Origin of the sequence: Streptomyces millisiae (genome assembly GCF_031845425.1) — a bacterium.
Lineage (GTDB): Bacteria > Actinomycetota > Actinomycetes > Streptomycetales > Streptomycetaceae > Streptomyces > Streptomyces millisiae.
Genome location: NZ_JAVREM010000022.1, coordinates 1 through 25,728 on the forward strand (window position 1 = coordinate 1; position 25,728 = coordinate 25,728).

At 73.4% G+C, this 25,728-nt stretch carries 27 protein-coding genes; 10 read left to right on the plus strand and 17 right to left on the minus strand.

Going from position 1 to position 25,728, the window contains the following annotated elements:
* Window positions 1-79: 79 nt before the first annotated feature.
* The 10 genes from RNC47_RS17825 to RNC47_RS17870 all read right to left on the minus strand — a co-directional run bounded on the left by RNC47_RS17825 (window position 80) and on the right by RNC47_RS17870 (window position 12,769).
* Window positions 80-2,095, minus strand: coding sequence for a DUF5107 domain-containing protein (locus RNC47_RS17825; RefSeq protein ID WP_311599948.1), 2,016 nt, complete (start codon window positions 2,093-2,095; stop codon window positions 80-82).
* 102 nt (window positions 2,096-2,197) lie between these two features.
* Window positions 2,198-2,557: a LapA family protein gene (locus tag RNC47_RS17830; protein ID WP_311599950.1), complete on the minus strand. Its 360-nt coding sequence runs from the start codon at window positions 2,555-2,557 to the stop codon at window positions 2,198-2,200.
* 68 nt (window positions 2,558-2,625) lie between these two features.
* The gene (locus tag RNC47_RS17835) at window positions 2,626-4,074 is read right to left on the minus strand and encodes a glycoside hydrolase family 16 protein (protein WP_311599951.1); all 1,449 of its coding nucleotides are present in this window, start codon (window positions 4,072-4,074) and stop codon (window positions 2,626-2,628) included.
* Window positions 4,075-4,255: 181 nt separating this feature from the next.
* Window positions 4,256-4,672, minus strand: coding sequence for a CBS domain-containing protein (locus tag RNC47_RS17840; protein WP_311599952.1), 417 nt, complete (start codon window positions 4,670-4,672; stop codon window positions 4,256-4,258).
* Between the two features lie 114 nt (window positions 4,673-4,786).
* On the minus strand, window positions 4,787-6,796 hold the full coding sequence (locus RNC47_RS17845; protein ID WP_311599954.1) for a S9 family peptidase: 2,010 nt from the start codon (window positions 6,794-6,796) through the stop codon (window positions 4,787-4,789).
* Window positions 6,797-6,817: 21 nt separating this feature from the next.
* The gene (locus tag RNC47_RS17850; protein WP_311599956.1) at window positions 6,818-8,206 is read right to left on the minus strand and encodes a M20/M25/M40 family metallo-hydrolase; all 1,389 of its coding nucleotides are present in this window, start codon (window positions 8,204-8,206) and stop codon (window positions 6,818-6,820) included.
* Window positions 8,199-9,035: a M55 family metallopeptidase gene (locus RNC47_RS17855; protein WP_311599958.1), complete on the minus strand. Its 837-nt coding sequence runs from the start codon at window positions 9,033-9,035 to the stop codon at window positions 8,199-8,201. The genes RNC47_RS17850 and RNC47_RS17855 overlap by 8 nt, the downstream gene beginning before the upstream one ends.
* 11 nt (window positions 9,036-9,046) lie before the next feature.
* Window positions 9,047-9,751, minus strand: a complete 705-nt coding sequence (locus RNC47_RS17860; RefSeq protein WP_311599960.1) for a class I SAM-dependent methyltransferase — start codon at window positions 9,749-9,751, stop codon at window positions 9,047-9,049.
* A gap of 127 nt (window positions 9,752-9,878) precedes the next feature.
* Window positions 9,879-10,091 (minus strand): hypothetical protein, encoded by a 213-nt coding sequence (locus tag RNC47_RS17865; RefSeq protein ID WP_311599962.1) that lies wholly within the window; start codon window positions 10,089-10,091, stop codon window positions 9,879-9,881.
* A gap of 155 nt (window positions 10,092-10,246) precedes the next feature.
* Window positions 10,247-12,769, minus strand: a complete 2,523-nt coding sequence (locus RNC47_RS17870; RefSeq protein ID WP_311599964.1) for an ATP-binding SpoIIE family protein phosphatase — start codon at window positions 12,767-12,769, stop codon at window positions 10,247-10,249.
* Between the two features lie 375 nt (window positions 12,770-13,144).
* On the opposite strand from RNC47_RS17870, the gene RNC47_RS17875 reads away from it, so the two are divergent.
* The 5 genes from RNC47_RS17875 (at window position 13,145) to gap (ending at window position 18,647) form a co-directional block, all read left to right on the plus strand.
* Window positions 13,145-14,116 (plus strand): alpha/beta hydrolase, encoded by a 972-nt coding sequence (locus tag RNC47_RS17875; RefSeq protein WP_311599965.1) that lies wholly within the window; start codon window positions 13,145-13,147, stop codon window positions 14,114-14,116.
* Between the two features lie 339 nt (window positions 14,117-14,455).
* The gene (locus tag RNC47_RS17880) at window positions 14,456-15,448 is read left to right on the plus strand and encodes an ArsR/SmtB family transcription factor (protein WP_311599967.1); all 993 of its coding nucleotides are present in this window, start codon (window positions 14,456-14,458) and stop codon (window positions 15,446-15,448) included.
* A gap of 84 nt (window positions 15,449-15,532) precedes the next feature.
* The gene (locus RNC47_RS17885) at window positions 15,533-16,591 is read left to right on the plus strand and encodes an aldo/keto reductase (protein WP_311599969.1); all 1,059 of its coding nucleotides are present in this window, start codon (window positions 15,533-15,535) and stop codon (window positions 16,589-16,591) included.
* Between the two features lie 9 nt (window positions 16,592-16,600).
* Entirely contained in the window at window positions 16,601-17,548 is a 948-nt protein-coding gene (locus RNC47_RS17890) for a GlxA family transcriptional regulator (protein ID WP_311599971.1), read from the plus strand.
* Window positions 17,549-17,648: 100 nt separating this feature from the next.
* Complete coding sequence (gene gap, locus RNC47_RS17895; protein WP_311599973.1) at window positions 17,649-18,647, plus strand: type I glyceraldehyde-3-phosphate dehydrogenase; 999 nt, start codon at window positions 17,649-17,651, stop codon at window positions 18,645-18,647.
* Window positions 18,648-18,660: 13 nt separating this feature from the next.
* On the opposite strand, the gene RNC47_RS17900 is transcribed toward gap, so the two are convergent.
* From RNC47_RS17900 to RNC47_RS17910, 3 genes are all read right to left on the minus strand, one after another.
* Entirely contained in the window at window positions 18,661-18,837 is a 177-nt protein-coding gene (locus RNC47_RS17900; protein ID WP_311599975.1) for a hypothetical protein, read from the minus strand.
* A 111-nt stretch (window positions 18,838-18,948) separates the two neighbouring features.
* On the minus strand, window positions 18,949-19,755 hold the full coding sequence (locus RNC47_RS17905; RefSeq protein ID WP_311599977.1) for a calcium-binding protein: 807 nt from the start codon (window positions 19,753-19,755) through the stop codon (window positions 18,949-18,951).
* A gap of 141 nt (window positions 19,756-19,896) precedes the next feature.
* Window positions 19,897-20,349 (minus strand): SRPBCC family protein, encoded by a 453-nt coding sequence (locus RNC47_RS17910; RefSeq protein ID WP_311599978.1) that lies wholly within the window; start codon window positions 20,347-20,349, stop codon window positions 19,897-19,899.
* 131 nt (window positions 20,350-20,480) lie between these two features.
* Between RNC47_RS17910 and RNC47_RS17915 the strand changes: the two genes are divergently transcribed.
* Window positions 20,481-21,515 carry an Rv2578c family radical SAM protein gene (locus RNC47_RS17915; protein WP_311599980.1) on the plus strand — a complete coding sequence of 345 codons (1,035 nt, stop codon included), beginning with the start codon at window positions 20,481-20,483 and terminating at the stop codon, window positions 21,513-21,515.
* Here RNC47_RS17915 and RNC47_RS17920 read toward each other — a convergent pair.
* The gene (locus RNC47_RS17920) at window positions 21,502-21,750 is read right to left on the minus strand and encodes a DUF397 domain-containing protein (protein WP_311599982.1); all 249 of its coding nucleotides are present in this window, start codon (window positions 21,748-21,750) and stop codon (window positions 21,502-21,504) included. The genes RNC47_RS17915 and RNC47_RS17920 overlap by 14 nt on opposite strands.
* Window positions 21,751-22,575: a helix-turn-helix domain-containing protein gene (locus RNC47_RS17925; RefSeq protein ID WP_311599983.1), complete on the minus strand. Its 825-nt coding sequence runs from the start codon at window positions 22,573-22,575 to the stop codon at window positions 21,751-21,753.
* Window positions 22,576-22,692: 117 nt separating this feature from the next.
* Here RNC47_RS17925 and RNC47_RS17930 point away from each other — a divergent pair, with 117 nt between their 5' ends.
* Both RNC47_RS17930 and RNC47_RS17935 read left to right on the plus strand, forming a co-directional pair.
* The gene (locus RNC47_RS17930) at window positions 22,693-22,908 is read left to right on the plus strand and encodes a hypothetical protein (protein WP_311599984.1); all 216 of its coding nucleotides are present in this window, start codon (window positions 22,693-22,695) and stop codon (window positions 22,906-22,908) included.
* Window positions 22,908-23,225 (plus strand): DUF7848 domain-containing protein, encoded by a 318-nt coding sequence (locus RNC47_RS17935; RefSeq protein ID WP_311599985.1) that lies wholly within the window; start codon window positions 22,908-22,910, stop codon window positions 23,223-23,225. The genes RNC47_RS17930 and RNC47_RS17935 overlap by 1 nt, the downstream gene beginning before the upstream one ends.
* Window positions 23,226-23,236: 11 nt before the next feature.
* Here the strand turns inward: RNC47_RS17935 and RNC47_RS17940 are convergent, their stop codons facing one another.
* Window positions 23,237-23,743 carry a hypothetical protein gene (locus tag RNC47_RS17940; protein WP_311599987.1) on the minus strand — a complete coding sequence of 169 codons (507 nt, stop codon included), beginning with the start codon at window positions 23,741-23,743 and terminating at the stop codon, window positions 23,237-23,239.
* 316 nt (window positions 23,744-24,059) lie between these two features.
* Between RNC47_RS17940 and RNC47_RS17945 the strand changes: the two genes are divergently transcribed.
* Window positions 24,060-24,356 (plus strand): SRPBCC family protein, encoded by a 297-nt coding sequence (locus RNC47_RS17945; protein ID WP_311599989.1) that lies wholly within the window; start codon window positions 24,060-24,062, stop codon window positions 24,354-24,356.
* Here RNC47_RS17945 and RNC47_RS17950 read toward each other — a convergent pair.
* Entirely contained in the window at window positions 24,335-24,751 is a 417-nt protein-coding gene (locus RNC47_RS17950; RefSeq protein ID WP_311599991.1) for a RidA family protein, read from the minus strand. The two genes, RNC47_RS17945 and RNC47_RS17950, sit on opposite strands and share 22 nt — an antisense overlap.
* Before the next feature lie 73 nt (window positions 24,752-24,824).
* On the opposite strand from RNC47_RS17950, the gene RNC47_RS17955 reads away from it, so the two are divergent.
* Window positions 24,825-25,721 carry a LysR family transcriptional regulator gene (locus RNC47_RS17955; RefSeq protein WP_311599993.1) on the plus strand — a complete coding sequence of 299 codons (897 nt, stop codon included), beginning with the start codon at window positions 24,825-24,827 and terminating at the stop codon, window positions 25,719-25,721.
* The last annotated feature ends 7 nt before the right edge of the window (window positions 25,722-25,728 follow it).

Genomic DNA, 25,728 nt, shown 5'->3' on the forward strand with positions numbered 1-25,728 from the left:
GCGCCCCGCGCCCCGCACCGCGACGACCACGACCGGCACCCCCCCGCGCGCAGCGCGGGTCCGCGCCAAGGACCCGCCGTCAGGCGGGCCGCATGCGGAACTCGTACCGCTCCGGCAACCGCTCCTCGGTGATCGCGGCCCACGTGTCGCTCAGGATCTCGTCGCCCTCCCGCAGGTCGGCGACCTCGAAGCCGGCGTCGAAGACGGCGCGGGCGTCCGCCCGCCGTCCCTCGGCGAGCAGGATCCGGCTGTCGAGCAGCCGGAAGCGGCCCGTCGCGCGCACCTCCGCCGGCAGGCGGTCGAAGGCCAGGCGGGCGTCCTCGACGCGGCCGGCGGCCAGCAGCGCCGGCACCGCCTCACGGGCCAGCGCGGCCAGCGCGGCCAGCGCCGGCTCCGCCACGTCCGCCCGCGCGAGCGCGAGCGCCAGCGCCAGCGCCCGCTGGAAGCGCTCGGCGGCCGACGCCGTGTCGCCGTCGCAGGCGTCCGCCACGGCCAGGCAGCGCAGCGCCCACGGGTTCGGGTCCGCGGCCAGCGCACGCGACCAGCTGCGCCGCGCCTGCGCGCGGTCGCCGGCGTGCCACTGGGCCACGCCCAGGTGGTAGTCGGTCAGCGGGCCGCCGGGCGCGCACTCGAGCCGTTCCCGCCAGGCGGGCGAGACCAGCGAGGGTCCTGGCACGGCGCCGGCCGGCGGTTCGGGGAGCCGGCCGGTGTCCAGCAGGTCGAGCCAGGGTCGCTGCTCGGGCCCGAGCGTGCCCGGGTCGAACGGGGTGCCGGGCAACTCGTGCCCGCCGCGGGCCACTTCGAGGGCGCCCCAGCCGGAGCCGACGTGCAGGGTCTCGGCCGGGTCGAGGTCGGCGTGCGGCAGCCAGGCCGCGTGGGCGGCGTCCAGCGTGGCCGCGGGCAGCGCCTCGGCCAGCCGCCGCTCGACCTCCGTCCTGGCCGTCGCCCAGTCGGCGTCGTGCACGGCCGCCGGGTCGGCGGCGAGCGGGCCGTACGCCTCCAGCCAGCTGAACTCGGCGCCGGCCGGCAGCGGCACGTGCTCCAGCTGGGTGCGGGCCAGGCCGGCCTGGATCTCGGCGTAGCCGCCGGTGCCGGGTTCGGTCAGCCAGCGCTGCCAGCGGCGCCCGCCGGGTCCGGCCCCCCAGACGAACAGCTTGCGGCCGCGCAGGGTGGCGGTGGAGGTCTGGACGAGCCCGGTGCCGGTCTCGTCGAGGGCGGCGATCCACTTCCTGGCGTCGGCCGGCACCTCGTAGAAGTAGTCGGCGGGGAACGCGCCGCGCAGCGGGTAGCTGCGGTCCTCGCCGCCCCAGCGGGGGGTCGGGATCAGCCGCAGGTCGCGCTCGTAGCCGAAGTGCCAGGCCTCGTCGGCGGGGACGAGGACGCGGGTGTGCTCGGTCTCGGGCACGGCGGTGTTGGACCACCAGTAGACGGGGACGGTGGTGTCGTGCGGGTTGCGGATCCGGACGCCGACGTGGAGGAAGTCGGAGCCCCCGGGCAGCCACAGGTCGACCTGGAACGGCGTGTCGCGCAGCCGTTCCCACTCCCACAGGCGCAGCATCTGGCCGCCGTCGGGGGCCGGCAGGACGGCGGCGTGCAGCGGGGCGCAGGAGAGCGTGGTGTGTCCGGTGGCGCCGATGTTCCACTCGATGCCGCCGGAGAACCAGGCGCCGTTGAGGGCGAAGTCGGCCGGCTGCAGGACGGGGTTGCGGTAGAGGAGTTCCCGGTCGGTGGGCTTGTGGCGCAGGGAGTGGACGCGTCCGCCGTAGCCGGGCAGGACGGTGGCCCGCAGCCGGTCGTTCTCGATGACGAGGGCGTCGACGGCGGTGGGGGTGCGGTCCCGGGTGTAGCCGTCGCGGATCCGGGTGGGCAGCACGGTGGTCAGCGGCGCGTAGCCGATCTGGCGGGCCATCTCGGCCGGCAGGGTGGCGCGTAGTTCCTCGCCGATCCGGTGCGGGTCGTCCCTGGGCAGGAGGGGCGGCAGCGGGTTCTCCGGGCCGAGGGCGGCGGCCGGCAGGGTGAGGGTGGTGCGCGTGACGACGGCCCTGGTGGTGCCGCCGGCCGCTCCGCTGGTGCCGGCTGCCGTGTATGCCGCCATGCTCGCTCCCCTTGCTCGCCTCGCTCCGGGCGCCGCCGGACGGCCGCGTGATCACCATTGGACACGTTGAGCCGTTCGGGTGAAAGGGGGCGCCGGGGGCGGCTACCGCCGGGCGCGCCGCACGCGGCGGCGGTGGGCCCAGAACATGCCGGCGAGCATGCCGAGGAAGGCGGTGCCGAGCAGCACCACCCACAGGGGCAGCCGTAGCTCGGGGATCAGCAGGTGGACCTTGACCGTCCTGGTGTTCTGGAAGATGAAGACCAGGACGAGGGCGCTGATCAGCGCGGCGATGACCCGGCTGGTGTTCCAGAAGCCCGGCTGTACCTCGGTCTGGCTCACCGAGACGTGGGTGGGGCCGCCGACGGGGCGGCCCTCCCCGGCGGGGCCGCCACCCGCGGGGCCGCCGGCGGCGCCGCCGCGCGGGGGCTCGTACGGTCCTTCGTCACTGGTGTCGGGTCTCATGGCTCCAGGATGGGAGCGGGTCGCGGATCCCGCCCGTCGGACCGCTCCCATCCGGTGAGAGCCGCCGGTCAGCGGACGGGAATGGTGACCGTCGACTGGTTGCCGGTGCCGAGGGTGCTCGGGCCGTTGCCGATGGCGTTCCACACCTCGACCCTGACCCGGCCGTTCGTCATGTCGCCGTGGCTTCCGGTGGCGGAGGCCAGTCCTCTGGCCTGGGTGTAGTGCTCGTAGCCGGGCACCGGGTCGGTGGCGAAGTACCGGTAGGTCTCGACCCGCTCCCAGCTGCCGTCACCCGTCCGGTCGTAGGAGACGCGCACCTGCTGCCCGTTGGCGACGGTGGTGCCGGCGTCGACGAACAGGTCGAAGGCGGTGGATCCGCCGGTGTAGGCGCCGGTGACGCCGCTGGCGGTGAAGGTCTGCGGCTGGTACGGCGTGCCGTCGTGGTTGACACCGCCGGCGGACGCCAGCGTGGCGGTGGTCGCCGAGCCGGCCGCCGCGCCGAGGGTGCCGTCGCCGCGCAGGTTGAGGGTGCCGCCGGTGGGCGGGGGCGTGGTGCCGCCGCCCCTGGTCCAGACGGCGACGTAGTCGACGAGCATGGAGCGCCCGGGCACGGTGGCGGCCACGGGCGTGGCGCGGCCGGCCACGCCGTCGGGGAAGGCGCCGCCCATGGCGACGTTGAGCAGGATGAAGTAGCCGGCGTGGCTGGTCATGTTGGACCAGGTGGTGGCGTCGAGCTGGGCCTGGCTGACGGAGTGGTAGAGCTGGTCGTCGACGTACCAGCGCAGCTCGTTGGGGGTGACGCTGCGGTCCCACTCGAAGCGGTAGGTGTGGAAGGCGGACTGGCAGCTGGCGCCGGGGCAGGCCCGGCTGCCGCCGAGGCCGTTGTTCTCGTTGCAGGGTCCGCCGGGCGCGGTGCCGCAGTGCAGGACGCCCCAGACGGTGTTGAGCCCGTTGACGTTCTCCATGACGTCGAACTCGCCGATGCCCGGCCAGTTCCAGTAGTTGCCGCGGTAGGGCGAGCCGAGCGCCCAGAACGCCGGCCAGTAGCCGAGGGCGGCCTCTCCGGTGACGTTGGGCATCTGGATGCGGCCCTCGATGCGGAGGGTGCCGCCGGCCGGGGCGGTGAAGTCGGCGCGCCGGGTCTCGATGCGGGCCGAGGTCCAGTTGCCCGCGCCGTCGCGCAGCGGCGTGATGCGGAGGTTGCCGTTGCCGTCGTGGCTGACGTTGTCGGGCGACGAGGTGTAGTTCTGGATCTCGCCGGTGCCCCAGTTCGCCGGGCCGCCCGGGTAGGAGTGGCCGGTGTCGATCTGCCAGTTGGCGCTGGACGGCAGCGTGCCGGCGGCGCCCGTGAAGTCGTCGCTCCAGGCGAGGGTCCAGCCGGGGAGGGACGGCACGGCGCCGCGCGCCGGTGTGGCGGCCGTGATCGAGGCGAGCAGCCCGACGATCAGCAGCAGGCAGGCGCCGGCTAACCGGGTCGTGGGCGCGGTGGCGCGCGAGGGGGAGGGGATCGAGCTCATGCGGGCGCCTTCCGGTGGGGGGTGGCGGACGACTGAGAGCGCTCTCAGAAACTCTTCTGGCCCTCTTATAAGCCCCACCAACTCCCCCGTCAACGCCCCGGCGCCGCACCGGTGTCGACATGCCGAGGGCCCGGCGGGGGGCCGTGCCCCGCCGCCGGGCCGTCGGGACCGCCCGCCCGGGTCAGGCGTAGACGCGCTCGACGAACTCGGCCAGCTGGTCGTCCGACAGGGCCTTGGCCAGGTCGGTCTCGCTGATCATGCCGACGAACCGCTTGCCCTCGTCGATCACGGGCAGTCGGCGTATCTGGTGGGTCTCCATCTCCTGGAGGATCTCGTCGACGTTGGCGTCGATGCTGACCCAACGCGGCGTGCCCTCGCACAGCTCGCCCGCCGTGACCTGGGCGGGGTCGTGGCCCGCAGCGATGCACTTCACGACGATGTCGCGGTCGGTGATGATGCCGCGCATCCGTTCGTTCTCATCGCTCACGGGCAACGCGCCCACGTCGAACTGGCGCATAAGCTGCGCCGCCCGGTCCAGGGTCTCGGTGGCGGGGATCCAGTGGGCACCGGGGCTCATGATGTCGGCGGCCGTGGTCATGGCATCCCTCCTCGTTTGGATGCGTCCTTACGATTTGCCGGATTGCTCCAGTTCCCATCTTCCCCGCTACCGCGGCCGCCCGCCATTCGGCGGAGGGAAGCGGCTCGTCGCCGGTCAGCCGCGCAGGTCGAGCGGCGGCACCCCGGCCGCGCCCTCGCCCAGGCCGAAGGCGAGCGCGTAGAGCGCCAGCTCCGCCTCCAGCGCCCGGCGGATGGTCTCGGCGCGCCGGAAGCCGTGGCCCTCCCCCGGGAAGGCGAGATAGGCGTGCGGCACCCCGCGCCCGGCCACCGCCGCCAGCAGCCGCTCGGCCTGCACCGGCGGGCAGATCACGTCGTCGAGCCCCTGGAGCAGCAGGAACGGCACCCGCAGCCGGTCGGCGAGGTTGACCGGGGAGCGGTCCCGGTAGCGCTCGGGCACCTTGTCCAGCGGGCCGACCAGCGACTCCAGGTAGTGCGACTCGAAGTCGTGGGTCTCGTCCACCGCCCAGCCGGTCAGGTCGAGGATGGGGTAGCTGATGGTGCCGCACGCGAAGCGCCCCTCGGCGGCCGGTGAGACCAGCGCGGCGGCGGCCGTCCAGCCGCCGGCGCTGCCGCCCCTGATGGCGAGCCGCGCCGGGTCCGCGGTGCCCTCGTCGGCGAGCGCCGTGGCCACCGCCGCGCAGTCCTCGACGTCGACGACGCCCCAGCGCTCGCGCAGCCGGTTGCGGTACTCGCGGCCGTAGCCGGTCGAGCCGCCGTAGTTGACCTCGACGACGCCGATGCCGCGCGAGGTGAAGTAGGCGATCTCCAGGTCGAGCACCAGCGGGGCCCGGGAGGTGGGCCCGCCGTGCGCCCACACCACGTAGGGCGGCCGCTCGCCCTCCGGGCCCGTCGCCTCGGGGTGGTGCGGCGGGTAGACCTGGGCGTGGATCTCGCGCCCGTCGGGCCCGGTGATCACGCGGGCGCGCGGCGTCGGGTGGTACGCGGGGTCGACGACGTCGTGGTGCTCCTCGGCGACCACCCGGCTGTGCCCGCTCGCCGTGTCGAGGCAGACGATCTCGTGGTGCCGGTGCGGTCCCGCGGCGATCCCGGCGACCCGGGTGCCGCGCACCGCGAGCGCGGGCGACCACTCGGTCCAGGGGCCGGTCGCGTCGGCCAGCTCGCCGGTGGCCGGGTCCAGGATGCCGAGCCGCGCCACGCCCCGGCCGTGCACCACGGCGACCGTGCCGTCGTCGAGCGGCGCGAACCAGCGGTGGCCCAGCTTCCACAGCGCGTCGCCGAACTCCTCCTCGCGTGGGCAGAGGTTGACGGCGTGCCCGGTGTCGGGGTCGACCCGGTGCAGGTTCCACCATCCCGAGCGGTCGGTGACGGCCAACAGGCTGCCGTCCGGGGCCCATTCGGCCTGCGCCACGGACTCGTCCGGGCCGCCGGCGATGGCGTGGGCGCCGGTCAGCAGTCCGGCGGTGTCGATCTCGGCGATCACCAGCTCGGTGCCGTCCCACGGCATGCGCGGGTGATCCCAGGCCAGCCAGACGGCGCGGCGGCCGTCCGGCGCGGGGCGTGGCGTGGTGACGAAGCGGTGTGCCTCGGCGGTGAGTTCGCGGACCGCGGCGCGGTCGTCGGCGGCCGAGCCGTCCAGCGGCACGGCGACCGCCACCCGCCGCACGTCCCCCGGCGCCTCGCCGGTGAACTCCTCCAGCACGCACCACACCTCGTCGCCGCGCACCAGCGGGTCGGCCCAGCGCAGGCCGCCGCCGACCGGCGAGACGGGGGTGAGCGGGCGCGGCGCCGGGCCGCCGGGCGCGTCGGGTTCGACGGCGTAAAGCCGCTGGTCGGCGAAGTGGGTGAAGACGACCAGCGGGCCGCCGGCGGGGCGCGGCACCCCGGCCCAGGGCACGCCGCCGTACTCGATCACCCGGTTGCGCACGTTCCACGGCGGCGGCAGCACGCTGACGGCGCCCGCGCCGTCGGGGGTGAGCCGCAGCAGGGCGCGCCGCCCGCCCTCCTCGGGCCGTGGCGCGGTCCACCACAACTCCTCGCCCACGGCGCCCAGGTACTCGGGTTTGCCGTCGTGCGCCGCGACCAGGGCGGCGTCGATCGGCGAGGGCCAGGCGCCGTACGGTGCCGGTCGTGGTGTGGTGCCCATGCGGCCTCCTCGGGGCGGGGGTCAGAGCGTCAGCAGCGCGCGGTCGAGCACGCGGATCCCGAAGCGCAGCGCGGAGACGGGCACGCGCTCGTCCACGCCGTGGAACATCGCCTGGTAGTCGAAGCCTTCGGGCAGCCGCAGCGGCATGAATCCGTAGCCGGTGACGCCGAGTCGGGAGAACTGCTTGGCGTCGGTGCCGCCGGTCATGCAGTAGGGGACGACGTGGGCGTCGGCGTCGAAGTGCCGCAGCGCGTCGCGCAGCAGGTGGAAGGTGGGCGCGTCGACCGGCGCCTGGAGGGGGATCTCGTGGTGCACGTACTCCCAGTCGACGTCGGGTCCCGTGAGCCGGTCGAGGGTGGTGGTGAACTCCTCGTCGCCGCCGGGCAGCACGCGCCCGTCGACGTGCGCGGTGGCGCTGCCCGGGATCACGTTCACCTTGTAACCGGCGTCCAGCATCGTGGGGTTGGCGCTGTTGCGGACGGTGCCGGCGACCAGCGCGGCGGCCGACCCGAGGCGGTCGAGCAACTCCTCGACGCCCCGGGCCAGTTCGTCGGGGTCGGGGGCGTCGAGGTCCGGCAGCGGCTGTCCGTACAGGGCGGCCAGCTCGGTGAGGGCGGCCCGGACGGTGGGGCTGAGGCGGACCGGCCAGGTGTGCTCGCCGATCCGGGTGACGGCGGCGGAGAGCCGGGTGACGGCGTTCTCCCGGTTGATCTTGGAGCCGTGTCCGGCTCGGCCTCGGGCGGTGAGGGCCAGCCAGGAGGTGCCGCGCTCGCCGGCGCCCACCGGGTAGATCCGCCGGCCGTCGCCCGGGTGGTAGGTGTAGGCGCCGGACTCGCCGATGGCCTCGGTGCAGCCCTCGAACAGCTCGGGCCGGTGCCGGACGAGGTGTCCGGCACCGAACTCGGCGCTGTCCTCCTCGTCGGCCGTGAACGCGAGCACGATGTCGCGCCGGGGGCGCACGCCGGCGCGCGCCCAGGCCCGCACCACGGTGAGGACCATGGCGTCCGAGCCCTTCATGTCGACGGCGCCGCGCCCCCAGACCACGTCGTCGACGACCTCGCCGGCGAACGGCGGCACGCTCCACTCGCTCGCGTCGGCCGGCACCACGTCCAGGTGACCGTGCACCAGCAGCGCGTCGGCGCCGGGGTCGGTGCCCGCGACGCGCGCCACCACGTTGGTGCGGCCGGTGGCCTTCTCCACGATGACGGGCTCGATGCCCGCGTCGGCCAGCGCCGCCGCGACGTACTCGGCGGCCGGCCGCTCGACGCCGTCCCCCCCGCCCCGGTTGGTGGTGTCGTGCCGGATGAGGTCGGCGGTGAAGCGCACCACCTCGTCATCGGCGCGATCGTCGATGTGACGCGCGTCAACCCGGGCGCCGGTCATGCCGGCGGACGCGATCCGGTCAGCCATACCATTCCTCCACGGCGGCGGACACCATGGTGGTGACGGCCTTGAAACAGCGGATTCCCTCGTACATGGTGGTCGCGGTGAACGCCACCCGGCGCGGCCCGATCTGCTCGACCCCGGGCACCAGGGCGGCGGCGCCCGCCAGGTGTTCGGCGTCGAACCCGACCTCGATCACCCGCTCCCGGGCGGGGGGCGGCGCGTGGCGGGTGGCGAGGCCCACCGCCTTGGCGGCGGCGGCGCGGATGTCGGCGGCGGTGCGGGTGGGGGTGCGGCAGACCGCCGCGTACCGCGAGACGTAGTCCTTGACCGCGACGGTCCTGGCGTCCGGCGCGTAGCCGGCGGCGTCGGCGCAGGCCCGGTCGTCGCCGGTGACCAGGACGACGGGGGTGCCGTACTCGGCGGCCACCAGCGAGTTGAGCAGGCCCTCGCTGGCGCGGACGCCGTCGACGAAGACCCCGGTGATCGAGTTGCCCAGGTAGGTGTGGGCCAGCACGCCCTCGTCGCCGGCGCCCGTGTGGTAGCCGACGAAGGCGATGCCGTCGACGTCGCCGTGCTGGACGCCCTCCACCATGCTGAGGTCCTTGTGCCGGCCGGTGAGCAGCTGGGCCCGGTCGTCGAGCTGTTCGAGCAGCAGGTTCCGCATGGTCATGTGGGCCTCGTTGACGAGCACCTCGTCGGCGCCGCCGTCGAAGAAGCCGGCGATCGCCGCGTTCACGTCGGAGGTGAACATCGGCCGGCAGCGCTGCCACTCCGGCGTGCCCGGCAGGCAGTCGGCCGGCCAGGTGACGCCGGTGGCGCCCTCCATGTCGGCCGAGACGAGGATCTTCGTCATGCCGCGTCACGTTACCCGGTGCGGCCGACGACCAGCCAGCTTGACGGCAGCTCGACACGGGCGCCTTCCTGGTCCCGCACCGTGGTGGCCAGCGGGGCCCGGCCGGCGGCCAGCACGGCGAGGCCCCGCTCGGCGAAGAGCGCCGGCACGGCCTCGTCGGGCATCTCCATGGGCGAGATGCCGTGCGCGAACACGGCGGCCAGCGAGGGCGGCGGCCCGCCTGGCCGGCGCATCAGGCCGGCCAGCGTCTCCCTGGCGGCCGACGCCGGCTCGACGACGAACCCGCGCCCGGCGGCGCCGAGCAGCGCGGCCACCCCGTCGATGATCCGCGCCCGCTCCTCGGGCCGGGCCTGGTGCAGCACGCCCCGCAGGTAGACGTGGCAGTCCCCGCGCCGCTCGTGGAAGGCGGCGACCGCCGGGCCGTCGGCCAGGTCGAGCACCTCGAACTCCGCGCCGCCCGGCCGGCGGCGCGCCAGCTCCACGGCGGCCGGCGACAGGTCGACCCCGACGACGACGCCGTGCCGCTCGCCGAGGTGACGCGTCTGCGTGCCGTTGCCGCAGCCCGCGTCGACCAGCGGCAGGTCGGCCGTCAGATACGGCTCGAACAGCGCCAGATGCCGCGCCACGACCTCCTCCGGCGGCGCGTCCCAGAAGACGCTCTCCGCCGCCGTCGGTGCCTGCGCCCAGAACCCGTCCCAGCCCTCGTCGACGCGCATGTCCCGCTCCCTCCGACGCCGTCCCCCTGGCACCTTGTCCCCGGGAGGGGTGGCCCCTAAGCACTCGTGGGCATGCCCGGAAGCGGGCCCGCCCGCCGCCCGTTCGGGCATCGGGCGGGCCCGGTGGTCAGTCCCAGGCGTAGCCGTCGCCGAAGTTCAGGGTGTGCTCCAGCACGTCCTCCATCGGGTCGTCGATCTGGCCGATGTTGATCAGCGCGAAGCCCGGCGAGGTCAGCGACCCGTCGGCCCGCGCGACCTCGCTCCCGAGCCCCACGACCGTCGCGACGCCCGCGCCGGCGATCGCCCATCGGCTGACATTCCGTACGAGCCTGCCACTCATGGCGTGCCCCTCCGCTCCCGTTGTCCAAGGTCGACCACCCGGCCACGCGCCGGGTTTCGCCCTGCTTATCGGCTTTGCCGATCAAGGAGTCACGAGGAACCACTCGATACTCCGACCGCGGGAGCGCGGGTTGACCCGCCGCGCGCCCCCTGGGGTCAGCGGTAGCCGGGGCGACGCGCCCGTGGGTCGACCTGGTCCCGCAGGCCGAGCTCGAACCAGACGGTCTTGCCGCGCCCGGTCCGCGTCGTGCCCCAGGCCCTGGCCAGCCTGCTGACCACGTGCAACCCGCGCCCGGCGTCGTCCAGCGGGCCGCAGTCGAGCAGCACCGGCAGCTCGTGGCCCTCGTCGGAGACCTCGCACAGCAGCGCGTCGGCCCGGACCAGGCGGAGCTCGACGGGGCCGCTCTCGCCGTGCCGGACCGCGTTGGTGACCAGCTCGCCCACGAGCAGCTCCGCCGTGGCCCGCACCGGCTCCGGCAGGTCCCAGGCCGCCATCCGCTCCCGGACCACGGCCCTGGCCCGTGGCACCTCGGCGCGGTTGAGGCCGAGGCGCCAGGTGGCGACGTCGTCCTCGGCGATGCCGTTCAGCCTGGCCATCAGCAGCGCCACGTCGTCCTTGCGGTCGTCGGGGGCCGTGGAGGCGGCCAGCGCGCGGATGATGGTGTCGCAGGCCGCGTCCATGGAGGCGGCCGGGTGCGCCGCCGACTCGCACAGCGCGGCGAGCCCGGCCCCGATGTCCTGGCCCCGCACCTCGACCAGTCCGTCCGTGCACATGACGAGCCGGTCGCCCGGGCTGACCGGCACCGTGACCGTGGTGAACGCGACCTGCCCGACGCCGATCGGCGCGCCCGTCGGCAGGTCGAGCAGTTCGCTCGACCCGTCCGCCGCGCGCACCAACACGGGTGGGATATGGCCGGCGTTGGCGATGCGCAGCTCGGAGCGGACCGGGTCGTAGACGGCGTACAGGCAGGTGGCCAGGTAGTGGTCGCCGAGCCGCTGCGCCAGGTCGTCCAGGCTGCGCAGCAGCTGCGCCGGGTCGGTGTCGAGCGCCGCCATGGTCTGCACGGCGGTGCGCAACTGGCCCATCATGGCGGCGGAGTTGAGGCCGTGTCCCATGACGTCGCCGACGACGAGCGCGGTGCGGCAGCCGGGCAGCCTGATGGTGTCGAACCAGTCGCCGCCGACGCGGCCGAGCCGGGTGCCCGGCAGGTAGCGGGTGGCGGTGTCGCAGCCGGCCATCCGGGGCTCGATGCGGGGCAGCATGCTGTCCTGGAGGGTGTCGGCGACGTTCTCCTGGTACGTGTACATGCGCGCGTTGTCCAGCACCAGGCCGGCGCGGGCGGCGAGTTCGGCGCCGGTCACGCGGTCCATGTCGTTGAACTCGGGCCGCTCGCGGTGGCGCAGCAGGATCATGAAGCCGAGCACCACCTGCCGGGCCTTGAGCGGCACCACCAGCATGGAGCGGTGGTTGATCAGCGGCCTGATGTCCCGCTTCTCGAACTGGGCGGCGATCATGTCGCCCATCTGTTCGCTGATGCGTGGCACCAGCACCGGCTCGCCGGTGGTCATGCACTGGAAGAACGGGGTGTTGGCGGGGAACGGCATGGACTCGCCGACCGGCACCACGTCGTCCCAGCGGCCCGGCTCGTCGTTGTGCTCCACGGCCACCCGGTGCCACATCGTGCTGGTGTCGGGCGGCCCGTCGGGGAACCCCTCGCCGGCGACGACCTGTTCGCGCAGGTAGGTGCCGGCGACGTCGGTGAAGCGGGGCACGACGGCCTGGCTGACCTCCTGGATGGTGCGGGCCAGGTCGAGGGAGGAGCCGATGCGCCCGCTCACCTCGTTGAGGAACTCGAGCCGCTCCCGCACGGCCGCGTACTCCAGCTCGGAGGCGAGCTCCGCCTCGGCCGCCGCGGCCCGCCGCTCGTCGTGCACCGCCCGGGCCGCGCGGACGGCGCGCTCCAGGCCCTCGCGCCGCACCACCCGCTGCGGCACGCCCCAGTCGGCGGTGACCGGCACCCGCGCGTGGCGGCTGAACTCCAGCACCGGGTAGCCCTGTCGGATGACCTGCCCGGCGATGTGCCCGGCCTCCTGCGGGCTCATGCTCGGCATGATCTCCGGCAGCCGCTTGGCCAGCTCGTCGGCCTCCTCGAACCTGGTGTGCGGCGCGAAGCCGGGCGAGACGCGGTCCTCGGGGGTCGGCTCGCCGGGCTGAGCCGCCGCGCCGTCGGCGGCGAGCACCAACACCCGGGCGGCCCCGGGACCGTTCAGCGGGTAGGCCCACCACAGCACGTCGCGGGTCTCGGCGAGGACGGGGTCCTGGGTCCAGAAACGGCCGGCCAGCGGCTGGGCGAACGCGACGGTGTCGGTGCCGAAGATGAACTCGACCTGCTCCTCCGGGTCCAGCGGCCCCATGCCGCCGGCCTCGGGCCCCGCCTCGTCCGCCGGGTCGCCCTCGGCGGACATGACGGCCGATATCGGCATGACCTCCGCGGCCCGCCGGCCGACGGCCTCGTCCCGCTCGATGCCGAACAGCCGCCGGGCGCCGGTGCTCCAGTGCGAGATCTCCCCGGCGCCGTCGACAACGACCACCGCCAGCGGGATCCGACCGGTCACCGCGGCGGTGGTCCTGGGCTCTTCGTGCTGTGGGTGGTGGGGTTCCGGATCGGGGGCCACCATCTCTCCTTCCCGGAGGGAGCGTTCACCACCGTACGCCCCGCCGGGGCTTCGGCGGGAGCCAATGGCCAAGGTGGTGGTGCGCCCGCGCGCGTTCGCACCCGCGCGACCGGGAGTACGCCCCCTCGACGATCCGCCCGGCCGCCCCGGCGAGGCGCGAAAAGCCACGATCTTCACCCGAACGGGTGAGTCCGGCTCGACCGGCGGACCCACCCGAACGGCCCACGGCTGAGCGCCCGCCCCTCCCCGCCGGCCGCGGCTCGACCGCCGCCCGGTTGCGCCGGCCACCCCACCCGCGAGGCTGCTGGTGAGACCGAGCACGCAGCGCGTCACCGCGGCGCGTCACCGCGTCCACGCGTCACCGAGAGGAGCACGCCGATGACCACCCTGTCCCGCTCCCCCGCCGAGATCCTGGAGCCCGCGGCCCGGGAGCTGGTCGAGGCCACCGCCCCGCACCCCCGGATCTACGAGGTGCCGCCCGACCAGGGCCGGGACATCCTGGCCGACCTGCAGAACGGCGAGGGCGTGCCCAAGCCGACCGTCGACGAGGCGTGGGTGACGGTGCCCGGCGGCCCGACCGGCGAGATCAGGGCCCGGATCGTGCGCCCGCGCGGCGTGACGGGACCGCTGCCCGTGATGCTCTACATCCACGGCGCCGGCTGGGTGTTCGGCGACGAGCGGACCCACGACCGGCTGGTCCGCGAACTGGCCGTGGGCGCCGGCTGCGCGGCCGTCTTCCCGGTCTACGACCGCTCGCCCGAGGCCCGTTACCCGGTCGCCATCGAGCAGAACCACACGGTGGGCGAGTGGATCGTCGCGGAGGGCGCCAAGCACGGCCTCGACCCGTCCCGGATCGCGGTCTGCGGCGACTCGGTCGGCGGCAACATGTCGGCGGTCCTCGCCCTGATGGCCAAGGACCGGGGCACGATCCCGCTGCGCGCCATGGTGCTCCTCTACCCCGTGACCGACGCCGACTTCGAGACCGGCTCCTACCGCGAGTTCGCCGACGGCTTCTACCTCACCAGGGACGGCATGAGGTGGTTCTGGGACCAGTACCTCCCCGACACCGGCCGGCGCACCGAGCCCTACGCCGCCCCGCTGCGCGCCTCGACCGAGCAACTGCGCGGCCTGCCACGGACGTTGGTGATCACCGACGAGGCCGACGTGCTGCGCGACGAGGGCGAGGCGTTCGCCGCCAAGCTCCGCGAGGCCGGCGTCGACGTGACCGCCGTCCGCGTCGAGGGGATGGTGCACGACTTCCTGATGCTGGACAGCCTGCGGAACTGCAACGCGACGTCCGCCGCCCGCCGCCTGGCGATCGACGCGCTGCGCACCGCCCTGCACGACTGACCGGCTGGCGCCGGAACGTACCGTGGCCGGCGCGGCATCCCCTGTGCCACGCCGGCCACGACGACCCGACCGGGCCGTTTCTCTCCCCCCCACGGACGGTGGGTCCCCACCAGACGGCACCCACCGTCCGGGTCACCGCCCGCGCCGTTCCTGGGTGTCCACGGCGGGGGCGGCCGTCATCAGGCGGCCCGGCGAACGCGCCGGCGATCTTGGCGGAGATCCGCCGCGCCGGTTCGGCCGCGGGGCCGTTCGGACACCTTCACTATTGCGAGGCGGGTCCCGGCTCGTCCATGCTGTTGCACCAGGGGACAAATGCCCAGCTCAAGTGGGGGGACCACGGTGCTGCGTATTCACTTTTCCGACGCGGACCTGGCGAGAACGCGAATCGCGGCGGCGCCCGACCCGCTCTGGGAGGTCGCGTCCAGCCTGCACCGATTACAGAGCCGCACCGGCCGCTGGGCATATGCCGGCTGGTACCGGACCACCCGGCAGCGCGTCGCCGAGCACCGCCTGGAACGGCTGGTCAGGGAAGTCCTCGTCCCGCTCTTTCCACGCGCGGCCTACTTTCCGGACTTTCTGACGCCCAGTCAGTCGGAGCAGGGCCTGGCGGCCGGTCTCGAGGCCATCGCCGCCACCCCGACGCCCCGCGTGGCGCGTGAACTGCGGCTGTTCGAACGGCGGGTCGGCGCGCCGTCGTGGATCGGGCGGCTGACCGGCGGCGGCGAGCGGGCGGAACTGCTGGGAGCGATCCGGACCTACCACGCGGTGGCGCTGGCCCCCGCCGACGACCTGATGCGCGCCCGGGTCGACGCCGAGCGTGCCGCCCGCGCCAGGAACCTGCTCGACGGCGGGGTGCACGCCCTGCTGGACAACCTCGGCCCCTCGATCCGCTGGCGGCCGCCGGTGCTGCACGTCGACTATCCGGCCGAGGAGCGCGACATGCGGCTCGACGGCCGTGGACTGCGCCTGGTGCCGTCGTACTTCTGCTGGAGCAGCCCGGTCAGCATGTACGACCCGGAGCTGCCGCCCGTGCTCTTCTACCCGCTGCTGCACGAGCCGGCCCCGCTCGCCGACGATTCCGGCGAGCCGTTGACCGCCCTGCTCGGCCGTACCCGCGCCACCGTGCTGCGCGCGGCCGCGTCCGGCGCCGGCGCCACCACCGGGGAGCTGGCCCGGGCCGCCGGGGTCTCCGACTCGTCGGCCAGCCGGCACGCCAGCGTGCTGCGCGAGGCCGGGCTGCTCAGCAGCAGCCGGTTCGCCACCAGCGTCCTGCACACCCTCACCCCGGCCGGCGCGGCCATGCTCCGGGCCGGGCGCCGGCCGCCCGGATGACGTCGGCCGCGTCCCGCTTGCCCTGGAGCCCGCTCCAGCTCGTAGCGTCGGAGCCGCACGCCGACGCCGACAGAGGGGAACACCGTGCGGTACACGCTTTTCGGCAGGACGGGGCTGCGGGTCAGCGAGCTGAGCCTCGGCGCCATGACGTTCGGCGAGGACCTCGGCTGGGGCGCCGACCGGGAGACCAGCGGGCGGCTGCTGGACGCCTACGCGGACGCCGGCGGGAACTTCGTCGACACCGCCAACATCTACACGGCCGGCAGCTCGGAGCGGATCCTGGGCGAGCTGCTGGCCGGCCGCCGCGACCGGTTCGTGCTGGCCAGCAAGTACACCTGCCCGACCGTGGACGGCGACCCCAACTCGGGCGGCAACCACCGCCTGAGTCTGGTCCGCTCCCTGGAGGACAGCCTGCGGCGGCTGCGCACCGACCGGCTCGACGTCCTGTGGGTGCACGCGCGGGACAACTTCACCCCGGTCGAGGAGGTGATGCGCGCCCTGGACGACGTGGTGCGGGCCGGGAAGGTCCTCTACGTCGGCGTCTCCGACTGGCCGGCCTGGGAGATCGCCCAGGCCAACACCCTGGCGGAGCTGCGTGGTTGGACGGCGTTCGCCGGCTCACAGCTGCGCTACAACCTGCTGGAGCGCACCCCGGAGCGCGAACTGCTGCCGCAGGCTCGGGCGTTCGACCTGGCGGTGCTGGCCTGGAGCCCGCTGGAGGGCGGCAAGCTCACCGGCAAGTACCGGACCGGCGGCACCGGCCGGCTGTCCGGCGAGGGCTGGGACAACGCCGAGGACCAGCGCGAGGCGGCGATCATCACGGCCGTGCTGGAGATCGCCGAGCAGGGCGGCTGGAGCCCCGCGCAGGTGGCGCTGGCCTGGCTGCGCGCCCAGCCGGGCAACGTGATCCCGATCGTCTCGGCCACCCGGGAGAGCCAGCTCGCGGACAACCTCGCCTGCCTGGACGTCGAGCTCGACGCGGACGCGCTGGAGCGCCTGGATCGGGTCAGCGCGGTGCCGCTCGGCTTCCCACACGCGTTCCTGCGCGAGCCGCCCGTCCTCCGCAACGTCTACGGCGACCGCGCGGCCGACATCGTCGACCGCCGCTCGACCTACCGTCGCACCACCACCGAGGTGCGGTAGGAAGGTCCGATGAGTCGGATCAACCATCGGGTCGCCGTGCTGGTGCTGGACGGCGCGAAGCCGCTCGACGTCGGCATCCCGGCGCAGGTGTTCGCCAACCGGCCGAGCATGCCCTACGAGGTGCGGGTGTGCGGCGCCGCGCCGGGCCCGGTGACCGGCGGCGACGGCCTCTCGTACCACGTGGCCGAGGGCCTCGACGCCGTCGAGCACGCCGACACCGTCTTCATCCCCGGCTACCGGGAGCCGGCGACCACCGAGCCGCCGGCGGCGGTCGTCGACGCGCTGCTCGCCGCCCACGAGCGCGGCACCCGGCTCGCGGCGATCTCCACGGGCGCGTTCGCGCTGGCGGCGACCGGCCTGCTCGACGGCAGGCGGGCGACGACCCACTGGCACTACACGCGGGCACTCGCCGAGCGGCATCCGCGGGTGCGGGTGGACGAGAACGTGCTGTTCGTCGACGAGGGCCAGGTGCTCACGTCGGCGGGCGCCGCCTCCGGCATCGACTTGTGCCTGCACCTGGTGCGCCGCGACCACGGTGTCGGGCTCTCCAACCACGTGGCGCGGCGTCTCGTGGCGGCGCCGTACCGCAGCGGCGGCCAGGCCCAGTACGTGCCCCGCAGCGTGCCGGAGCCGCTGGGCGACCTGTTCGCCGACACCCGCGAGTGGGCCCTGGCACACCTCGACGAGCCGCTGACCCTGCAGACGCTGGCCCGCCACGCGCGCGTCTCGGCGCGCACGTTCTCCCGGCGGTTCGTCGAGGACACCGGCTACACGCCGATGCAGTGGGTGCTGCGGGCCCGGGTGGACCTGGCGCGCGAGCTGCTGGAGCGCACCGACCTGGGCGTGGAGCAGATCGCCACCCGCGTGGGACTCGGCACCGGCGCCAACCTGCGCCTGCACTTCCAGCGCATCCTCGGCACCTCCCCGACCGAGTACCGGCACACCTTCTCGGCGTGAGCCACCCCCTGGCGACATCCTTGCGCACGCTGTCGTTCGAGCCAGTGGCGGCCCAAAGCCCCGCCGCCGAGCATGGACGGTGAGTCGAAAGGAACCCGCAATGACCCGCATCGCCGTCAACGGCTTCGGCCGCATCGGCCGCAGCACCTTCCGCGCCCTGCTCGCCCGGGACAGCGAGCTGGAGGTGGTCGCCGTCAACGACCTCACCGCCCCGGAGACCCTGGCGCACCTGCTCGCCTACGACAGCTCGCTCGGCCAGCTCGACCGCTCCGTCTCGGTCGACGGCACCGACCTGGTGATCGACGGCCGCCGCGTCCGGGTGCTCGCCGAGCGCGAGCCGGCGAAGCTGCCGTGGGCGGAGCTCGGCGTCGACATCGCGCTGGAGTCCACCGGCCGCTTCACCGCGGCCGACGCCGCCCGCGCGCACCTCGACGCGGGCGCCAGGCGCGTGCTGGTGAGCGCCCCCTCGGCCGGCGCCGACGTCACGCTGGCCTACGGCGTCAACACCGAGGTCTACGACCCGGCCCGGCACACGGTCGTCTCGAACGCCTCCTGCACCACCAACGCGCTCGCCCCGCTGGCCTCCGTGCTGGACGACCTGGCCGGCATCGAGCACGGCTTCATGACCACGGTGCACGCCTACACCCAGGAGCAGAACCTCCAGGACGGCCCGCACCGCGACCTGCGCCGGGCCCGCGCCGCCGGCGTGAACATCGTGCCGACCACCACCGGCGCCGCCAAGGCCATCGGCCTGGTGCTGCCGAACCTCGACGGCAAGCTGTCCGGCGACTCGATCCGCGTCCCGGTCCCGGTGGGCTCGATCGTGGAGCTGAACACCACGGTCTCCCGCGACGTGACCAGGGACGAGGTGCTCGCGGCCTACCGCACCGCCGCCGAGGGCCGGTTGAAGGGTGTCCTGGAGTACTCGGAGGCGCCGCTGGTCTCCAGCGACATCACCGGGAACCCGGCGTCCTCGATCTTCGACTCCGCCCTCACCCGGGTCGAGGGCCGGCACATCAAGGTCGTCGCCTGGTACGACAACGAGTGGGGCTTCTCCAACCGCGTGGTCGACACGCTGGAGCTGCTGGCCCGCGACTGAGCGGCCGGGTCGTTCAGTCGGCCGAGCGGAAGGCGGCGCGGCCCATCACGAGCAGGCCGATGGTCAGCGCCGCCACCGCGAGCGCCCGCAGGTAGCGCTGTTCGAGGATCTCGTCCACCACCAGGACGCAGCCGGCCAGCGCGAAGATCGCCATCCCGACCCGCACTGTCGTCTTCCGGCCACGCCCCACCTTGTTTCTCCCTCATTCGGAGCAGTCCCGCCGCGCGATCCTAGCCGCCCGCGGATCCGTCACCCGCGCCGCGGGGCCGACCCCCCGGACCGGCCCCGCGGCACGCTCGGGTCAGTCCTGGCGGATCACGTTGTTCCCGGCGCCGCCGGAGAGCTCGTCGGTGCCCCCGTCGCCGTAGAGCCGGTCGTCGCCGCTGTTCCCGAAGACGAGGTCGTCGTCGGCGCCGCCGTGCAGCTCATCGTTCCCGGTTCCGCCGTGGATCTCGTCCTCGCCGGCGTCGCCGTAGGCGACGTCGTTCCCGTCCTGCCCGTAGATCACGTCGTTCCCGGGCCCGCCGTACAGGCGCTCGTCCCCGGCGTTGCCGACGAGCGTGTCGTTTCCGTCGCCGCCGTAGCCCCAGCCGCCCGGGCTCGGGAGGAGGGTGTCGTTCCCCGAGCCGCCGCCCTGGTAGGAGGCGCCGGTGAGCGAGTCGTCCCCGGCGCCGCCCTGGAGCTCCTGGCCCGTGCTCGCGGCGTGGAGGGTGTCGTCGCCGGTTCCGCCGAACACGTAGCCGATGCCGGTGGTGCGGACCGCCGCCTCGTCGTCCCCGTCGCCGAGGTCAAGACCCACATACGGGATGTCGCCGCTGTCGGCGATGTGGCAGGCGACCACGGTCGGGTCGACCTCGTCGGGCCGGAAGCAGTCCTGCCCCGGGGTGATCGGCACCACGTCGTTGAAGACGTACAGCCACTGGTCGCCGTCGTCGGCACTGGCGACCTGCGTGACGGCCACGTCGTTGGCCTGACCGCCGCCCGCCGTGTAGTGGGCCGTGTTGCCCACGGCGTAGACGGTGGCCCCGGTGGCCGCCGACGCGGGGCTCGCCCCGAGTCCCACCCCGGCGAGCACGCCCGCCCCCAGGACAACAAGAACCTTTCGCATGATTCCCCCTCATTTCCCCATTGCGCCTGTCCACCCGTTCGACTCCCGCCACGGCCCTCGGGTTGCGCGAACGGAAGACGAACGGCGGGGGAACGGTCGGGGGCGGGACGCAGGGGAGCGCCGGGGGCTCCCGGGAGGCGCCTACTCGCCCTTCTCCATCTCGCGGGCGAGGTTGGCCAGAATCCGGTCGTAGATTCCGGCCAGCGCGCGCGGCGCGAAGCGGCGCTCGAAGAAGCCGCCGACGCCGCCCGCGCCCTCCCAGGTGGTGCGCACCCTCACCTGCGCCCCCGCGCCCCCGTCACTCGGCGTGACCGTCCAGGTGGTGACGAGCGTGGAGTTGCGGTCCTTCTCGACCAGCGTGTTGTCCTCGGGCTCGGTGATGTCGAGCAGGAGCTCACGGACCCGCCGCGACGTGGCCGCGAAGCGGACGTGGAGCACGGTCCCCTCGCCGTCGCCACCGTCCCGCACCTCGTACTCCGAGAAGTGCTCGGTGAGCAGCCGGGGGTGCACGTCCTGGTAGTCCGCGATCGCGTCGAACACGTCGTTCGGCTCCGCAGCGATGTCACGCTGCGTGACCACTTCGAGCAACGCCATGCCAATGCTCCTGCCGTCGTAGGGACTTGAGCGGAAAGCCAATCACCCCCGGCCGCCGGGGCCCAAATCTGGCTTGACACCGCCTATTCGAACGTGTGTCCTAATACCGGGACGAGCGGGAGGAGAGCCCCATGCGCTGGAACAACCTGAGTGAGGGCCCTGCGGCGTCGGCGACCCCGGCACTGTTCGGCACGGACGTCGTGACCAGGACGTTCGACACCCCCGAGTTCCGTGGCATCACGTTCCACGAGGTGCGGGCCCGGTCCATCGTCAACCGGGTGCCGGGCGCCTCCCGGATGCCGTTCGAATGGACGATCAACCCGTATCGGGGATGCACGCACGCGTGCGTGTACTGCTTCGCCCGCAAGACGCACAGCTACCTGGACCTGGACACCGGGATCGGCTTCGACACCCAGATCGTGGTGAAGGTCAACGCGCCAGACCTGCTGCGGCGCGAGCTGGCCTCCCGGCGCTGGCAGGGCGACCACATCGCGATGGGCACCAACGTCGACTGCTACCAGCGGGCCGAGGGCCGCTACCGGCTGATGCCCGGCATCATCGGCGCGCTCCGCGACTACGCCAACCCGTTCTCGATCCTCACCAAGGGCACGCTGATCCTGCGCGACCTGGAGCTGCTGCGGCAGGCGGCGGCCGTGACGGACGTCGGCATCTCAGTCTCGGTGGGCTTCGTCGACCCGACGATGTGGCGCACGATCGAACCCGGCACGCCGGCGCCGGAACGGCGCCTGGACGTGGTGCGCCAACTGACTGCCGTCGGCATCCCGTGCGGCGTGCTGATGGCGCCGGTGATCCCCTACCTGACGGACTCACCCGCGCAGCTACGGGAAACCGTCCGCGCCATCGCGGCGGCCGGCGCGAACTCGGTGACGCCACTGGCACTCCACCTGCGGCCGGGCGCGCGGGAGTGGTTCATGCGGTGGCTCGCCACGCACCACCCGAGGCTCGTCCGGAACTACGAGGTGATGTACGCGACCGGTGCGTACGCGCCCAAGTGGTACCAGCGGCGCATCACCGGCCAGGTCCACGAACTGGCCGCCGAATACGGCATGGGCCCGGCCAGACCGGGCGCGCACCGCGCGCCACGCGAACCGGTCCCGGCGGAGCCGGAACCGGTGCCCGGGCCGACGCAGCTCACGATTCTCTGAGGTACCGGACGAAGGACGCCCAGGCGGGCGCGATGAAAGTGACCACCTGCCCGACGGGGACCTTGCTGTCCCGGACCGGCAGGGCCCCGGGGACGCCGTCCCCGACCTCCAGGCAGTCCGCGCCATCGCCGTTGCTGTAGCTCGACTTGCGCCATCCCACCTCGACGCAGTCCCCACCGTTCTGATTGCTGTAGCTGGACCGCCGCCACTGGGGCGCGTCATCTGCTGTAGACATCTAGCGGTACTCCTCCAACGCCTTCTCCATGAACTCAAGCGACGCCTTCGGCGAGAGGGCCTGAGCGCGGATGAGATCGTAACGAAGCGAGCACTCGTCCACTGCCACTCTGGACTCGTCGAGCTCGCCCGTGTGGCTGTTCTCGCGGTATGCCACGGAGGGGTTGTCTGAGAACGTCAGCACCGTCAAGGAGCCACCGAGCGAACCGTGTTCCCCCACCTCGAACGGCAGCACCTGGAAGATCACGTTGGGACGGTATGCGAGTTCGATGGCGTGCTCTAGTTGCGCGGCCATCACGCGCCGGCCACCGATCGGCCGGCGAAGGACTGCCTCGTCCAACACGGTCCACAGAAGTGGAGCGTCTTGCTGCTCAATGAGTTGTTGCCTGCTCAGCCGGGCAACGACGAACTCCTCGATAGCCTCTTCGTCCCTTCTGGGCAAGCCTGCCCGCGTGATCGCCCGGGTGTAGTCCCCGATCTGCAGGATTCCGGGCATCGTCTGCGCCATGTACTTGTACATCGCCGAGGCCCGCACCTCCAGTTCGAGGTAGCGCTGGACATAGTCCGCGAAGGTGCTGTTCCGAGCGGCCAGCCAGAGGCGATTCAGGAGGCCGTTCGCACCCAGCGCCTTGTCAATCGCCGCGATGAAAAGCTCGCTGGGAAACTTCTCGGCCCGCTCCACACGGCTGAGGTATGTCTTGTCGCAACTGGCGATCCGCGCGACCTGTGCGAGCGACAGATTCGCGCTCTCACGCAGTCGACGCGTCTCCACCCCGAGCAAAACCTTGGGAGTAAGCGCCACGAGTTCGCCCCGCTGTGCCTGCATCGACATCTCCTTCGATTGCCCAAGTCCGTGAGCAACGCTCAACCCCTGCCCACGCTACTTCCGGAGCGTCATGCTGGTGACACTTTCCGTGAAAGCGAACCCGAAGGAGAGACCCCCATGGCCGCCACCACCACCGCCGAACGACTCAGGGACGCGGAATCGGCCGCCGAAGAGCTGCGGCAGGCGTTGGAGACGCTCGGCGTCGTCCTGCCCTCGCTCCGCGTCGACCTCGCGTCCTGCACCGCGGAGGCCAACCGGCCGCTTGTGGACCTCGGTTGCTGCAACCTCGCCATGGTCCGCAAGCTGGCGTCCGTGCTGCGGGGGTGCGCGTGATGGCGCCGGACCGGCGGCCGTTGCTGTCGTCCCTGCTACGGCAGGCCAACGCCATCAGCGACCGCAACCGCCGTCACACGCTGGGCGGTTACCCGGTCCTGGGCCGGTCCCTCCTCGTCAGCGAGCCGAACCGCGCGGCCGACGCGCCGCCGTTGACCCACCGCATGCGGTGTGACACGTGCGGCCAACGCTCGGCACGGTGCGTGGAGTTCGGCCGGGTGCAGGACTGGCAGCTGCGGCACGCCGCCGCCCATCCCACGCACCACACCTACACCGAGACGCTGACCAGACCCTGGCTCGTCGCGTTCCGGGGATAGGCCCCCGTCCCCTACTCCAGGTCCGTGACGATCGGCCTGAAGCCGTCGTCGGAACGCGCGGTCGCCACGGCGAGACTCGCGGGCCAGTCGTCCCTCGGGATGTCATAGACCTCGATCGGCACCTCTTCGCCGCTCTCCAACTGCGCGTTCCCGGCGCGGGTGTCCAGGGGAACGAGCGCCAGCATCAGCGAGTCACCCTCCGACGCGACGCTGCACTCGACGTAGTGGCCGTTCGGCGTGTCAGGCGTGTCGATCGAGGGGTCGACGAGCGGCCCGGTGTCGCCGCAGCCCACCGGGCCGCCCACCGTCTCGAAGGCCATCTGCCGCTGGCCACCGGCGGCTTCGGTCTCCCTGAGCCAGATCTCCGTGCCCTGGTGCTCGGCCGCGAGGAAGTACCCCTCGGCGGCGAGTTCCTCCGAGCGTGTGGGCTCGTCGTCGAGCGCCAGGTAGACGCCTCCCGCCCCACCCAGCACCACCACGGCCGCGATCCCGCCCAGCAACCACGTCCTGCTCCTCATGGCCTCCCCCTCCGCAAGAAAACTGATCCCAACTGCACATCCGCAAAGGGACCTTACTCGCGAGTAGCGGCGATGGGTTCGACAGAACGGTCACAGAACCACACCGCCTCCGTGACGAAGGCGCCGCCCGGCGCTACTCGCTCGTCCCCTCCCGCCTGGGTCGACTCGCCACCTGGCTCGCCCAGTTCGAGGCCGAACGGCCCGACTGGTCGCAACGCCTGGCGGCCCTGGGCACCGAGGTCCACCGCACCCGCCGGGACCGGACCCGGGTCGAACCGGCCGACGCCCCGCACCACCGCAGAGAGGAAGACAGCGCATGCCCCCTGCCCCCACCGGGCGGCTCGTACTGACACCGACGGGACACGACCTGGTCCTCACCCGCACCTACCGGGCCCCCGCCGTCGACGTCTGGGCCAGCGTCACGGAACCCGAGCGCACCGCCCGCTGGTTCGGCCCCTGGCGCGGCACGACGGAGCTCCGCCTCGCCACCACCTCACCTCCCGGCTGGGAGTACTACCTGGACATGCTCACCGCCGCGCACACGGGCGAGCCCCGGCCCGACTTCGCGGACTACTACCCCGCTCAGCAGGCCTACTTCGAGTCCCTGGCCTGAACGGTTCCCGCGCCGGCGCGCCGCGCGTACACCTCGATCTCGATCCTCATCCGGGGGTCGGCGAGGCCGCACACCAGCATCGTGGCGGCCGGCCGGACCTCGCCGAAGGCGCGGCGCAGGGCCGGCCAGCAGGGCTCGAAGTCCGCCCGGTCGGGCAGCAGGTACCGCACCCGCACCACGTCGGCGAAGGTGCGTCCCGCCTCGGTCAGCGCGGCCTCGATGTTGCGCAGGCACTGCTCGGCCTGCTCCACCACGTCGTCGGAGATGGTCATCGTGCTGTAGTCGAAGCCGGTCGTCCCCGACACGTGCACCCAGTCGCCGTCGACCACGGCACGCGCGTAGCCGATCTGTTCCTCGAAGGTCGACCCGCTGAGGATCGCACGTCGCTCGCTCATGCGGCGAAACGCTAGGTGACCAGCAGCGATACGTCTAATAGCCCAGAAGTCATGGCCTGATATCTCTGGACGTATGGATCGCCCCGAACTTCCCCTCCCGCAGTTGCACGCCTTCGCCGTGCTCGCCGAGGAACTTCACTTCGGTCACGCGGCCGCCCGCCTGGGCATCGCGCAGCCGCCGCTGAGCCAGCAGATCCGCCGGCTGGAGGAGAGGGTCGGGCACCCGCTGTTCCGCCGTGAACCGGGCCGGGTCACGCTCACCCCCGCCGGCCGCGAGTTGCTGCCGGCGGCCCGGCGGGCGCTCGCCGACCTCGCGGCGGGGCTGAGCGCGGCCCGGGCGGTCGGGGAGGGTCGGGCCGGCTGGCTGCGGATCGGCTTCGCCGCCTCGCTGGCCCTGACGATCCTGCCCGGGCTGCTGCGCGCCTTCCGTGACGGGGCCCCCGGCGTCCAGCTGGACATCCGCGAGATGACGACCGCGCCGCAGCTCGTCGCCCTCCATGACGGGGCCATCGACGTCGGGCTGCTGCGCGAACCGCCCGCCGACGAACCGGGCCTCGCCTTCCGGACCGTGCTCGACGAGCCGTTCGTGGCCGTGCTGCCGTCCCACCATCCCCTGACGGCCCGACGGACCGTGCCGGTCGCCGAGTTGGCCGGCTCGCCGTTCGTGTTGCTGCCGCGCGCGGTCGGTCCGGGACTGCACGACCGGATCACCGGCCTGTGCGCCGAGGCGGGCTTCATGCCCGAGGTGGCCCAGCACGCGGTGGAGTGGGGAACCGTGTGCGGCCTCGTGGGCGCCGGTCTCGGCGTCTCCCTGGCCCCCGCCGGCATCCGGCGGATCCGCCTGAAGACCGTCGCCTTCCGCCCGATCGAACCCGGCGACGCCCGCACGCGGGTCGCCGTCGCCTGGCGCGGGAGTGACCAGAACCCCCTGGTCGCCCGGTTGTTGACAACCATCGCCGGTGAGACGTGACGGTCCG

Bases quoted from the DNA above. Each gene is read 5' to 3' on its own strand.
- RNC47_RS17940 (WP_311599987.1), bottom strand. From the start codon at position 23,743: ATGAGGAGCAGGACGTGGTTGCTGGGCGGGATCGCGGCCGTGGTGGTG.
- RNC47_RS17840 (WP_311599952.1), bottom strand. From the start codon at position 4,672: ATGACCACGGCCGCCGACATCATGAGCCCCGGTGCCCACTGGATCCCC.
- RNC47_RS17920 (WP_311599982.1), bottom strand. From the start codon at position 21,750: ATGTCTACAGCAGATGACGCGCCCCAGTGGCGGCGGTCCAGCTACAGC.
- RNC47_RS17830 (WP_311599950.1), bottom strand. From the start codon at position 2,557: ATGAGACCCGACACCAGTGACGAAGGACCGTACGAGCCCCCGCGCGGC.
- RNC47_RS17915 (WP_311599980.1), top strand. From the start codon at position 20,481: ATGCGCTGGAACAACCTGAGTGAGGGCCCTGCGGCGTCGGCGACCCCG.
- RNC47_RS17950 (WP_311599991.1), bottom strand. From the start codon at position 24,751: ATGAGCGAGCGACGTGCGATCCTCAGCGGGTCGACCTTCGAGGAACAG.
- RNC47_RS17875 (WP_311599965.1), top strand. From the start codon at position 13,145: ATGACCACCCTGTCCCGCTCCCCCGCCGAGATCCTGGAGCCCGCGGCC.
- RNC47_RS17855 (WP_311599958.1), bottom strand. From the start codon at position 9,035: ATGACGAAGATCCTCGTCTCGGCCGACATGGAGGGCGCCACCGGCGTC.
- RNC47_RS17825 (WP_311599948.1), bottom strand. From the start codon at position 2,095: ATGGCGGCATACACGGCAGCCGGCACCAGCGGAGCGGCCGGCGGCACC.
- RNC47_RS17865 (WP_311599962.1), bottom strand. From the start codon at position 10,091: ATGAGTGGCAGGCTCGTACGGAATGTCAGCCGATGGGCGATCGCCGGC.
- gap (WP_311599973.1), top strand. From the start codon at position 17,649: ATGACCCGCATCGCCGTCAACGGCTTCGGCCGCATCGGCCGCAGCACC.
- RNC47_RS17890 (WP_311599971.1), top strand. From the start codon at position 16,601: ATGAGTCGGATCAACCATCGGGTCGCCGTGCTGGTGCTGGACGGCGCG.
- RNC47_RS17910 (WP_311599978.1), bottom strand. From the start codon at position 20,349: ATGGCGTTGCTCGAAGTGGTCACGCAGCGTGACATCGCTGCGGAGCCG.
- RNC47_RS17905 (WP_311599977.1), bottom strand. From the start codon at position 19,755: ATGCGAAAGGTTCTTGTTGTCCTGGGGGCGGGCGTGCTCGCCGGGGTG.
- RNC47_RS17930 (WP_311599984.1), top strand. From the start codon at position 22,693: ATGGCCGCCACCACCACCGCCGAACGACTCAGGGACGCGGAATCGGCC.
- RNC47_RS17845 (WP_311599954.1), bottom strand. From the start codon at position 6,796: ATGGGCACCACACCACGACCGGCACCGTACGGCGCCTGGCCCTCGCCG.
- RNC47_RS17955 (WP_311599993.1), top strand. From the start codon at position 24,825: ATGGATCGCCCCGAACTTCCCCTCCCGCAGTTGCACGCCTTCGCCGTG.
- RNC47_RS17860 (WP_311599960.1), bottom strand. From the start codon at position 9,751: ATGCGCGTCGACGAGGGCTGGGACGGGTTCTGGGCGCAGGCACCGACG.
- RNC47_RS17835 (WP_311599951.1), bottom strand. From the start codon at position 4,074: ATGAGCTCGATCCCCTCCCCCTCGCGCGCCACCGCGCCCACGACCCGG.
- RNC47_RS17850 (WP_311599956.1), bottom strand. From the start codon at position 8,206: ATGGCTGACCGGATCGCGTCCGCCGGCATGACCGGCGCCCGGGTTGAC.
- RNC47_RS17925 (WP_311599983.1), bottom strand. From the start codon at position 22,575: ATGCAGGCACAGCGGGGCGAACTCGTGGCGCTTACTCCCAAGGTTTTG.
- RNC47_RS17945 (WP_311599989.1), top strand. From the start codon at position 24,060: ATGCCCCCTGCCCCCACCGGGCGGCTCGTACTGACACCGACGGGACAC.
- RNC47_RS17935 (WP_311599985.1), top strand. From the start codon at position 22,908: ATGGCGCCGGACCGGCGGCCGTTGCTGTCGTCCCTGCTACGGCAGGCC.
- RNC47_RS17870 (WP_311599964.1), bottom strand. From the start codon at position 12,769: ATGGTGGCCCCCGATCCGGAACCCCACCACCCACAGCACGAAGAGCCC.